General features: G+C 71.7%; 9 protein-coding genes and 1 riboswitch. Of the genes, 2 read left to right on the plus strand and 7 right to left on the minus strand.

Features of this window, described 5'->3' with window-relative positions; translation table 11 throughout:
* Positions 1–300: 300 nt before the first annotated feature.
* Both cobA and AB0I53_RS31210 read right to left on the minus strand, forming a co-directional pair.
* On the minus strand, positions 301–1,524 hold the full coding sequence (cobA, locus tag AB0I53_RS31205; RefSeq protein ID WP_358610861.1) for a uroporphyrinogen-III C-methyltransferase: 1,224 nt from the start codon (positions 1,522–1,524) through the stop codon (positions 301–303).
* A 147-nt stretch (positions 1,525–1,671) separates the two neighbouring features.
* Entirely contained in the window at positions 1,672–2,727 is a 1,056-nt protein-coding gene (locus tag AB0I53_RS31210) for a nickel transporter (RefSeq protein ID WP_358610864.1), read from the minus strand.
* Between the two features lie 77 nt (positions 2,728–2,804).
* Positions 2,805–2,929, minus strand: a riboswitch (cobalamin riboswitch).
* Between the two features lie 295 nt (positions 2,930–3,224).
* Here AB0I53_RS31210 and AB0I53_RS31215 point away from each other — a divergent pair.
* On the plus strand, positions 3,225–3,494 hold the full coding sequence (locus AB0I53_RS31215; protein ID WP_358610867.1) for a DUF1876 domain-containing protein: 270 nt from the start codon (positions 3,225–3,227) through the stop codon (positions 3,492–3,494).
* A 61-nt stretch (positions 3,495–3,555) separates the two neighbouring features.
* Here AB0I53_RS31215 and AB0I53_RS31220 read toward each other — a convergent pair whose 3' ends face one another.
* Positions 3,556–4,410 carry a LysR substrate-binding domain-containing protein gene (locus tag AB0I53_RS31220; protein ID WP_358610870.1) on the minus strand — a complete coding sequence of 285 codons (855 nt, stop codon included), beginning with the start codon at positions 4,408–4,410 and terminating at the stop codon, positions 3,556–3,558.
* Positions 4,411–4,499: 89 nt separating this feature from the next.
* Between AB0I53_RS31220 and AB0I53_RS31225 the strand changes: the two genes are divergently transcribed.
* A complete protein-coding gene (locus AB0I53_RS31225) occupies positions 4,500–5,417 on the plus strand; it encodes a DMT family transporter (protein ID WP_358610873.1) in 918 nt (305 codons plus the stop codon).
* 315 nt (positions 5,418–5,732) lie between these two features.
* On the opposite strand, the gene AB0I53_RS31230 is transcribed toward AB0I53_RS31225, so the two are convergent.
* The 4 genes from AB0I53_RS31230 to AB0I53_RS31245 form a co-directional block, all read right to left on the minus strand.
* Positions 5,733–6,371 (minus strand): response regulator transcription factor, encoded by a 639-nt coding sequence (locus AB0I53_RS31230; RefSeq protein ID WP_358610876.1) that lies wholly within the window; start codon positions 6,369–6,371, stop codon positions 5,733–5,735.
* Positions 6,323–8,173 carry a sensor histidine kinase gene (locus tag AB0I53_RS31235; RefSeq protein ID WP_358610879.1) on the minus strand — a complete coding sequence of 617 codons (1,851 nt, stop codon included), beginning with the start codon at positions 8,171–8,173 and terminating at the stop codon, positions 6,323–6,325. The genes AB0I53_RS31230 and AB0I53_RS31235 overlap by 49 nt, the downstream gene beginning before the upstream one ends.
* 266 nt (positions 8,174–8,439) lie before the next feature.
* A complete protein-coding gene (locus tag AB0I53_RS31240) occupies positions 8,440–8,856 on the minus strand; it encodes a hypothetical protein (protein WP_358610882.1) in 417 nt (138 codons plus the stop codon).
* Between the two features lie 18 nt (positions 8,857–8,874).
* Positions 8,875–10,305 carry a pyridoxal-dependent decarboxylase gene (locus AB0I53_RS31245; protein ID WP_358610894.1) on the minus strand — a complete coding sequence of 477 codons (1,431 nt, stop codon included), beginning with the start codon at positions 10,303–10,305 and terminating at the stop codon, positions 8,875–8,877.
* Positions 10,306–10,498 lie beyond the last annotated feature (193 nt).

Here is a 10,498-nt window from a genome sequence, read left to right on the forward strand (position 1 = left end):
TGCGTGGCGGCGCGGGTAGCGGCCCCCCTGCGGGAGTTACTGCGGTTTTCTCGCTGTGGGATCCCCGACACACGTATGTCCAATACGACGCGTCGGGGCTGTCCTCGCGAGAAAACCGCTCAGAACCCGCGGCGGTGCGAGTTGCGAGGGTGGGCCAAGCGCTTCGCGCTTGCGTCGACTCCCGCTGGCTGGGCGCGTTGGGTGTCGCAGCCGACCAAGGAAACAAACATCTAGGGGCGAGAAGTCGCCACCGGCGTATCCCGGGGGCAGTTTCAATTGAAACTGCCCCCGACACCGCCGCTACCGGCGCGACGTCGGCGCGAGGTCCGTCACGGGCCCGACGACGATCACCGCGGGCGGCTTGATCTCCGCGTCCCGCACGGCGTCGGCGACCTGGCCGAGCGTCGTCCGGAGCGTCTGCTGGCTGCGCGTGGTGCCTTCCTGCACCACCGCGACCGGCGACTTCGGATCGCGGCCGTGCTCGATCAGGACGGCGGCGAACTCCCTGATCCGCTTGACCGCCATCATCAGCACCAGGGTGCCGCGCAGTCGGCCCAGCGCCGGCCAGTCCACGAGCGACTGCTCGTCGTGCGGCCCGACGTGACCGGACACGACAACGACCTCGTGCGCGACACCGCGATGGGTGACCGGCACGTCGGCCGCGGCGGGAGCCGCGAAGGCGCTGGTGATCCCGGGAACCGCGGTCACCGCGACCCCCGCTTCGACGCACGCCAGCAGCTCTTCGAACCCACGCCCGAACAGGTACGGGTCGCCGCCCTTGAGCCGGACCACGAACTTCCCGGCCTTGGCGTGCTCGATCAGCAGCGAGTTGATGACGTCCTGGTTGGCCGCCCGCCCGTAGGGGATCTTCGAGGCGTCCACCACTTCCACGTGCGGGCCGAGCTCTTCGAGCAGCTCGCCCGGCGCCAGGCGGTCGGTGATCACCACGTCCGCGCGGCCCAGGAGCTGGCGCCCGCGGACCGTGATCAGGTCCGGGTCACCCGGGCCGCCGCCCACGAGGGCGACGCCCGGCGCCGGCGGCTCGGACCGCTCGTCGACCGCACCGGTGCGCAACGCCTCCACGAGCCCGTCCCGCACGGCGGCGGAACGCCGGTGGTCGCCGCCCGCCAGCACCCCGAGCAGCAGCCCGCCATGCTGGGCCACCGCCGGTGTGACGGCGGTTCCCTGCGAGGCGTCGTCGGCGCGAACGCAGAAGATGCGGCGCTGTTCGGCCTCGGCCGCGACCGCGGCGTTCACCTCGGCCCCGGTCGCGCACGCCACGACGTACCAAGCACCCTCCAGGTCACCCGCTGCATAGGGGCGCCGGTGCCACTTCAGGTCGCCTGCCTCGGCCATCGCCTCGACGGCCGGGGTCGCCTCCGGCGCGATGACGTCGACCAGCGCACCGGAGTTGATCAGGCGCGGAACCCGGCGCTGCGCGACGGTGCCCGCGCCGACGACGACCACCCGCTTCCCGGCAAGATCTAGGCCTGCGAAGTAGTGATGTTCAGTGTGCTTGGTCATTTCCGTAGTCCATGTCGGGCTTCGCCCCGGCGACCTCGCCGGGGCCTGGTGCTCAGGGTGCGCAGCAACGCGGTAGGCCACCTCGTCGTGGCTCACGATCACCGGCCTGACCGCGGGGCGCCACCTGGAACAGCCGGTGGACGCCGGTCACGCGCGTTCCGCGTCGTCGCCGCGGGCGGCGACTTTCCACCAGAGCGCGGCGCCGCCCCATACTGCCATGAAAGCGGCCAGGGTCAGATAGCCGAGCAGTTCGAAGTGGTCGCCGATGGTCGCGATCGGCTGCGCGAAGGACATGCCGAGCTCTTGGAGCAGTCCGGCGAGGACGACCAGCGCGACGACCGCGGCGAGCACCACCGTCAGCGCCGTGGTGGTCACGTTCACCCAGAGCCGCCGCAGGGGCCGCGCCAGCGACCACGTGTAGGCGCGGGACATCAGCATGCCGTCCACGCTGTCCACTGTGCACATTCCGGCGGCGAACAGCAGCGGCAGGCTCAGCACGGCGATCGCGGACAGGTGCTCGGTCGGCGACACCATCGCCAGCACGGTGATCTCGGTGGCGGTCTGCATGCCGAGCCCGAACAGCAGCCCGATGCCGAACAGGTGCCAGGAGCGGGCCACGTTGCGCATCCGCCCGCGCAGCACCCGGGCGAGCAGACCGCGCCGCCCGAGGACCAGCTCGACCTCGGCCTCGTCCACGGCGCCGCGACGAGCGCGGCGCAGCAGGCGCAGGGCGTCGCGCAGCACCAGCGCGTTGAGCACGGCCAGCGTGCTCAGCACGGCGATCACGATCAGGTCCACGACGGTGGCGACCTGCACGCCGGCGTCCTCGGCCCACTGCTGCGCGGCGGGTCCGGCGATGAAAGCGACCGCGACGGCGAGGAACAGCACGACGCTGGCATGCCCGAGGGCGAACCACATGCCGGTCGACACCGGGCGCCTGCCGCGCTGCATCAGCAGCCGCGTGGCGTCGTCGATCACCGCGACGTGATCGGCGTCGAACCCGTGGCGCAATCCGAGCAGGTACGCGGTCATCCCCGCGGCGGCCAACCCTCCGACCACGCTGAATTCCTGCTGTTGCAGCAGGTACGCTCCCCAACCCGCCAGGTGGAGCACTCCGACTGCGGCCAGCACGGCCGCTGCTTTCCGGCGCTCGGTGGCGCCCCAACTGGCCTGCGGCTGACTGGTTTCGGCATCCCAAGACATGAGATCTCCGACCTCCTGGGTTTCCCGCCCGAGGGGCTCGGTGTCCGCACGCCGCGGCGCGGCGCGGGGCCGGCGCGCAGTCTCCTGACTCCCGGATCGACGTGGCACCCCGGCCTTCCAGCTGCTGGCAGCCGTGGCAACGAGTGGGGCCCACTCCCCGGTCACAGTGGCGGGACCGTCCCGGATTCGCACCGGGTTCCTGCACTGTCGGCGGCCGTATCTTTGCCTGCCCCGCGACCCGAGGTCAAACCCCGGGTGAAGTCGATCACGGCGGGAGCCGGTCCGCGGATCTGCGTCTCAGGTGCTCCGGGGGGGCCGTTTGTTTGGTGACGAGGCCCGGTTGGGTACGTCGCGCTTACCAGTCTGCGCGGCCGATCGGCGGCGACTCGAACGGGTGAACACCGGTCTTTCGCGGTTCCGGTCGGCCAGCGCATGCTTGGGCTACGGCGACCTCAACGGCCTGCGGGAACGCGGGCCGACGGGAACAGGAGGCGACCATGAACGAGACCCACACCATCACGCTCAACCTGCAGGTCGTGGAGGCTGGCGCGAAGACCACCGCCGACGTCGGGTTCACCACGCCGGGTGGCCAGGCGCTGCACGGGCACGGCACCGCGCGACGCCACCCGGACGACCCGGAGGTACCGCAGATCGGCGACGAGATCGCGATCGCCCGCGCCCTGTTCGAACTGGCGCACAAGCTGCTGGACAACGCCGCCGGCGACATCAGCGAACGCCTGCACCGTCGCGTGCACCTGCCCGCCTGACGCGCAGCCGAAGGGCGCCTCCGAGGCTTCGGAGGAGCCCTTCACCGCGTGAGAAGCGCCCTCACGAGTGCGCTTCGACCACTTCGCACACGGTCTTCGCCGCCAGATCCGCGAGGTCGTCGGCGAGTCCGGGACGGGCCCGGACCCGCAGCGGCGCGGGCTCCAGTTGCGGGAGGTCGTCGCGCACCACGAGCCCTTCCAGGCGCGGCTTCGCCGAGGGCAGCAGCGTGACGCCGAGGCCGGACCGCGCGGCCGCGAGCACCCCGGCCAGATCGGCGGCCTCGCACACCAGGTCCGGATACCGGCCGATCCCGGTCACCGCGTCGACCGCGAGCCGCCGCATGATGCACGGCTCGTCGAAGACGACCATCGGCAGCGGCTCGCCGGGGCCCGGCGGCGCCCAGTCCGGTGCCGCGTACCAGTCCAGCCGGAGCTGTCCCGCGTCCCGGCTCCGCCCGCCGACCGGCCGGTCGATCAACAGCGCGATGTCGATGCTGCCGCGGTCCACCGATTCCGCCAGCCGCGCCGTCCGGTCCAGCCGGAACCGCACTTCGCGCGCCGGGAAGGCGGCTCGCATCCGGGTCGCCAGCTCGGGGAGCAGCCGGTCGGCGGCGTGCTCGGTGGAGCCGAAGACGAGCGTGCGGCGTTCCTCCGCGCCGAGCCGGCACAGCGCCTCGTCGTGCGCGTCGAGGATGCGCCGAGCCTCGGCCAGCAGGAGTTCTCCGGCCGCGGTGAACTTGGCCTGCCGCCCCTCCCGGACCACCAGCTTCCGGTCCAGCACCCGCTCCAGCTTGCGCAGGTGCTGGCTGACCGCGGACTGGGTCAGGCACAACGCCGCGGCGGCCCGGTGGAACCCTCCGCAGTCGGCGACGGCGACCATGCTGCGCAGCGCGACGATGTCCAACACGGCGCTCATGCGGCCACCCTAACCGATCAGCAATCGAAATCGATCGCGATCACTTATCGTCGTTGGACGCGGCCGGGATCGGCGGCGAGGCTGGGATCATGAAGAGCGCGCGCTCGATCCCGCTGTCGCTCGCAGCGCCGATCGTGTTCATCTGGGCCAGCGGATTCCCCACCGGGAAGCTGGGCGTCGCCGCCGCTCCCCCGTTCCTCCTGACCGCCGTGCGGCTGACGTTGGCAGCGCTGGTGCTCGCGGCGATCGCGGTCTGCTCCCGCGCCACTTGGCCCGGCGGCAAGAGGCTCGGGCACACCGCCATCGCTGGGATCCTCACCTACGGAGCGCAGTTCGGCGGATGCTACGGCGGGATGAGCGTCGGGGTCCCGGCATCGGTGACCGCGCTGGTGATCGCCATGAACCCGGTCCTCACCGCGGCGCTCGCGGCCGGGTTCCTGCGGGAGCGGCTGAGCCGGATCCGCGTGATCGGGCTCGTCCTCGGCGTGCTCGCCGTCGCCGTCACCCTCGGCGGCCAGGTGCTCGCCGACGGCGCGGTGAACCCGGGAATCCTGCTCACTCTGCTGGGGCTGCTCGGATTCTCCGCAGGAGGGCTCTACCAGCAGCGGTACTGCGCCGGGGTCGATGTCCGGACCGGTGGCGCGGTGCAGTCCGCGGCTGCGGCGCTGGCGGTCGGCGTGGTCGCGGTGTTCGAGCAGGGCCACGTCACGCACTGGGCGCAGGCCACCGCGGTGCTGTTGTGGCTGGTCCTCGGTGGATCGGTGGCCGGAACCGCGTACTACCTGCGGGCGATCGCGGTCGGCGGCGCGAGCCGGGCGAGCGCCCTGTTCTGCATCGTCCCGCCGGTTTCCGCCCTGCTGGCCTGGCCGATCCTCGGCGAAACGCCGTCGATCGCCGCCGTGCTCGGAATGGCCCTCGGAGCCGTGGCGTGCGTGCTCGGCACCCGGCCGGATCAGGCCCGCGAAGCCAAGTCTCGAGAACTCGCGAGCCTGCGCACGGGGCCGTGAGTCTTTTGGGTCGCTATAGAGGCTGTTTTGGATGTGGTGACGTGCGGATGTCGTAACGCGGGCGTTTTGCATTTGAAGCGGCGCAGCCGCTTAGCCCACCCACGCAACCCGCACCGCCGCGGGTTCACGATGCCCACCCCTCCGGGGTTCTCCCAGCGAGGACAACCCCGACGTGGTGAATTGGCCATTCACGATGTCGGGGATCCCACAGCGAGAAGACCGCGGTGACTCCCGCAGGGGGCCGCCACCCGCACCGCCACGCAGGACGAGTTTGGAAACAGGCCCTATAGCAGCCCAAAAGACTCACGGCCCCGTTCACTGCTTGAGGTATTCCAGCACTGCCAGGACTCGGCGGTTGGTGTCGTCGGAGGTTTCCAGGCCGAGCTTCCCGAAGATGCTCGCGATGTTCTTGCTCACCGCGCCTTCGCTGATGAACAGCTGCTGCGAGATCGCCGCGTTCGAGCGGCCTTCGGCCATCAGCGACAGCACGCCGCTCTCCCGCTCCGTCAGCCGTTGCAGCGGGGTGGTCCGCCGGGCGAGGAGCGCGGAGATCACCTCCGGGTCCATCGCGGTGCCGCCTGCGGCGACCCGGCGCACCGCGTCGATGAACTGCTCGGCGTTGAACACCCGGTCCTTGAGCAGGTAGCCGATCCCGCCGGTGCCGTCGGCCAGGAGTTCCCGCGCGTAGAGCTGTTCGACGTGCTGGGACAGCACCAGCACCGGCAGCCCCGGGATCTCGCGCCGGGCGACCAGCGCGGCCCGCAGCCCCTCGTCGGTCTGGGTGGGCGGCAGCCGCACGTCGACCACCGCCACGTCCGGCCGCTGCTCCAGCAGCGCCCGCTCCAGCTCGGGCCCGGTCTCCACGGCCGCGACGATCTCGCAGCCGTGCGCGGCGAGCAGGGTGGTCAGTCCGTCCCGGAGGAGGAAGAGGTCTTCGGCGAGGACAACGCGCACGGGATCTCCATCGTCGCCCGCGTCGGACCGCCGGGCGGGCTGCTGAGGTGCAATGTTCCGTCGAATGTACCGAGCCTGCGCCGGATTCCCCGCAGCCCGCTGCCGCGGTCCGGGGCGGCCCCGCCCACGCCGTCGTCGGTCACGACGATCCGCAACGCCTCCCGCTGGTAGCCCAGCTCGACGCGGATCGTGTCCGCCCCGGCGTGCTTGAGCGCGTTCGTGACCAGCTCCCGGGTCACGAAGTAGGCCGCGGCCTCCACCGCGGACGGGCATCGCCCGGGCAGGTCCGCCGCCACCTCGATCCGCACGCTCAGGTCGAGGGCCAGCGCGCGCACGGCATCGACGAGGCCGCGCTCGGTGAGCACCGGCGGGCGGATTCCCCGGACCAGGGCGCGGAGTTCGGTGAGCGTCTGGCTGGATTCCGCCTTGCTCTCGCCCAGCAGTTCCCTGGCCCGCTGCGGGTCGCTGTCCAGGAGCTGCTCCGCGGCGGCGAGTTTCAGCCCCAGCGCGATCAGCCGGGCCTGGGCGCCGTCGTGCAGGTCCCGTTCGATGCGGCGCAGCTGGGTGTCCTCGGCTTCGGTCGCGTCGGCGCGGGTCTCGGCGAGCCGGCGAACCCGTTGCGCCAGCCGGGTTTTCTCGGTGGGCGCCAGCAGCAGGCCGGTCCACCGGCCATGCACGCGCACCAGCAGCGGCGCCAGCGCCACGACCGCCGCTCCGGCGGCCAGCCCGAGCGGGATCCCGAGCAGCGGCGTTTCCGCGAGCCACTTCGCCGGGGCGGGCAGCTCCGCCCACGGCCGCCCGACGTCAAAGAACAGGGCGCCGACCCGAACCCAGAACGAAATCCAGAAGCCCCAGCCGAAGACCCAGCACAACACCGCGAGCGGGGCCAGCAGCGCGGCGGTGACCGGGGCGTCGCCGAGCAGCCACAGCAGGTCGCGCCAGCTGGCCGGATCGGTCATCGCCTGGCGGTAGCGGGCCCGCATGATCGCGGGCCGCGGCGACTTGCTCAGCCTCCGGCCGGCCCGGTAGAGGCCGTCGGAGGTGGGGACGGGCGCGACGTACGGCAGGTAGGCCTCGCCGATCGCCACTCCCGACCACTTCTCGGCGAGGCTCCGGCCCAGACCCGCCAGCAGCCGCGCGCCCCGGTTGCACCAGGGCCACCACAGGAAGGCGCCCAGCACGTGGGCGAGGGCGAAGAGGACGACCAGGACCGCGCCGGCGAGGAGGTTCACCACGGCCAGCAGCGCGAGGACCGCCAGGTGCCAGAGGTTGTGCAACCCGCGCAAGACCCGCTCCCGCCTCGGACGCGGCCGGGCCGGGCTCAGCAGCATGCGCGTCCAAAGCCCGTGCGCCCGCAGGAAAATCTGGCCACCGAGCACCGCCAGCAGGCCTAGCACCGCGCCGGCGACCGTGTTGAGCAGCATCCAGTTCAGATCCCGGTCCGTTGCCGGGTCCTCCGCCAGCCACGCGACGCGCTTCAGGTAACGCGGGACGCCCGGTTTCCGGTACAGCGCCTTGTCGTGCCGGTACCAGCCTTCGGCGTCCGGCTGCGGGTCCGGCGGGGCCGGCCGGTAGGGCACCGGCACCTCGACGCCGCCCCAGTCCCGCGCGAGCCGCCGACTGTGGTTCGCGGCCGCCCGGCAACGTCCGATGAGCCATTCCCCCGGGCCCAGGAGGCCGATCGATGCCACGATCACGCCGAGCAGGTACAGCACGAACAGCAACGGTCCCGGCAGCGCCAGCAGCAGCAGCGCCAGCCCGCGACCAGCGGTTATCGCACGTTGTCGTGCCCAAATTCGCATAAGACCATCTTCTCGGGCACCAACGGAAAGACACTGGCCGTGACTTCCGCGTGGAGGTAGAGCTAGCTCTACTCCCGCGGGGGCCGGAAGTCCCGCCAGCACGGTAGCAAGGCGCATGTCCGCGGGCGCGAGACGTTCCTAGCGTCAAGGCCATGGCAATCAGCGAAGATACGTCCACTGTGGATGATCTGGGGAGCCGCGTCGGCGCGGAATTGGCGCGGCTGCCCCGTCAACCGCTGGCGATCGCCTCGGTCCTATCCGGCGTTCTAGCGCCCGCGGTCGGGCTCCCCGCGGTCATCGTCGTCGCGCTGACGTTCGCGGCCGCCAGCCTTCGGCGGTGCAGCGACCTGGTTGCCGGGTTCCTCGCGCACCTGACGGTGTTCGCCGGGCTGGCGCTGGCCGCCGCAGCCATCATGCCGCCGCAGCGGGCTTTCCTCGTCGCATGCATGCTCGCCGCGCTCGCTCTGCTCAGCTGCGGGTTGTTGACCGCGGCGCTGCCGCGGCGCACCGGCGCGGCGCTCGCTGCGGCACTGCTGCTGCCCGGCCTGCCGCTGGCTGCGATTCCGGGCCCGCTGCAACCGATCGGCGACTTCACCGCGCCGGGCGCCGCGTTCCACGCCCTCCAAACCGCTGCGGCGGGCGACTGGCCGGCTCCGGCGCACGTGCTCGTGCTGATCGGCCACGCGCTGCTCGCGGGCAGGTCAGCCCATCGCCTCCTGGATCCGCTTCCAGGCCGCGAGCACGTGACGCCGCTCGGTCTGCGGCGAGCCGACCGCGAGCCGCAGCAGCGTCCGGCCGTCCACCTTGGTGTGGGTCAGGTACAGCTCCCCGGAGTCGTTCAGGGATTCCATCAGCCGGTAGATCCGGTCGTTGGCGTCCTCGGTGGACAGTTCCGGGAACAGCGGCCGGAAGCAGACCAGACCCAGCGGATGCGGCTCCAGCAGCTCGAACCGCGGGTCGTCGCGGACCCGGTCGGCGAACTCCTGGGCCAGGCCGACGGTGGTGCGGATGTGCTCGCGCAGGCCCTCTGCGCCGTACCAGCGCAGCACCGACCACAGCTTCAACGCCCGGAAGCGGCGGCCCAGCGGCACCTGCCAGTCCCGGTAGTCGATCACCTCGCCGGACGCCGTTGCCGGGTTGCGAAGGTACTCCGGGAGGATCGACAGCGCGTCGACCATGGGCCGCCGGTCGGCCATCCACAGCAGGCTGCAGTCGAAGTTGGTGAGCAGCCACTTGTGCGCGTTCGTGCAGTACGAATCGGCGAATTCCGCTACGCCGTCGTTGATCCAGCGCAGTTCCGGGCACACCGCGGCAACGCCCGCGTAGGCGGCGTCCACGTGCAGCCAGACCCCGCGCGCCCGGCACACCTCACCGACCTCGCGGACCGGGTCGATCGCCGTCGTCGAGGTGGTGCCGATCGTCGCGCACACCAGCGTGGGCACCGCGCCGGCGGCGAGATCCTCGGCGATCAGGGCATCGAGGTGCTTGGGATCCATGCCGAGCGTGTCCGGGTCGACGTCGACGATCCGGACGTTGTCCGCGCCGACGCCCACCATCCGCGCCGCGCGCTCCAGGGACGAATGGGTGTGCGCGGAGACGTAGAGCGTGTGGCGCCGGGTGATGCCCCGGCTCGCCACCTCCCCGTCGCTGACCCGCTGCAGTGCAGCGAGGCAGGCCACGAGCGCGGCGCTGGACGCCGAGTCCTGGATCACGCCGCCGCCGACGGCGTCGGTCCGGAAGTGGTCGGGCAGGCCCAGCAGCTCGGCCATCCAGTCCACGACGACGGTCTCCAGCTCGGTGCACGCCGGGCTGGTCGCCCACACCATGCCCTGCACGCCCAGCCCGCTGGAGAGCAGGTCGCCGAGGATCGACGGGCCGGTGGCGTTGGCCGGGAAGTAGGCGAAGAAGTTCGGGTGCTGCCAGTGCGTCACGCCCGGCACCAGCACGGCGTCGAGGTCGCTGAGCACCCGCTCGAACGGCTCGCCCCGCTCGGGCGGATGCGCCGGTAGCTGCGCCCGGACCTCCCCAGGCCGAACCTGGGACCGAACCGGATGCCGCTCGACGCCGGAGTAGTAGTCGGCGATCCAGTCGACGACCTGCCTGCCGAACTCCCGGAACTCCTCCGGAGACATGTGCCCGCTCATCCAAGCCAGCTTCGCACGCCCCACCCACCGAAACCAGCGGCCGCCGGCTCCGGTGGTCGCCGAGTCGTGAGTGCTTTGGATCGCTATAGAGGCTGTTTGGGATGTTGTCGGGTGGGGTTGCAGTAGGGCGGCTTGTGCGTTCGGGGTGGTGGAGCGAACGGCCTGTTCGCCTCGTCTATCG

Origin of the sequence: Saccharopolyspora sp. NPDC050389 (assembly GCF_040655595.1) — a bacterium.
Taxonomy (GTDB): domain Bacteria; phylum Actinomycetota; class Actinomycetes; order Mycobacteriales; family Pseudonocardiaceae; genus Saccharopolyspora.

Excerpts from the sequence above, each read along its gene's own strand:
- AB0I53_RS31210 (WP_358610864.1), bottom strand. The coding sequence starts at position 2,727 with ATGTCTTGGGATGCCGAAACCAGTCAGCCGCAGGCCAGTTGGGGCGCC.
- AB0I53_RS31215 (WP_358610867.1), top strand. The coding sequence starts at position 3,225 with ATGAACGAGACCCACACCATCACGCTCAACCTGCAGGTCGTGGAGGCT.
- AB0I53_RS31245 (WP_358610894.1), bottom strand. The coding sequence starts at position 10,305 with ATGTCTCCGGAGGAGTTCCGGGAGTTCGGCAGGCAGGTCGTCGACTGG.
- AB0I53_RS31220 (WP_358610870.1), bottom strand. The coding sequence starts at position 4,410 with ATGAGCGCCGTGTTGGACATCGTCGCGCTGCGCAGCATGGTCGCCGTC.
- AB0I53_RS31225 (WP_358610873.1), top strand. The coding sequence starts at position 4,500 with ATGAAGAGCGCGCGCTCGATCCCGCTGTCGCTCGCAGCGCCGATCGTG.
- cobA (WP_358610861.1), bottom strand. The coding sequence starts at position 1,524 with ATGACCAAGCACACTGAACATCACTACTTCGCAGGCCTAGATCTTGCC.
- AB0I53_RS31235 (WP_358610879.1), bottom strand. The coding sequence starts at position 8,173 with ATGCGAATTTGGGCACGACAACGTGCGATAACCGCTGGTCGCGGGCTG.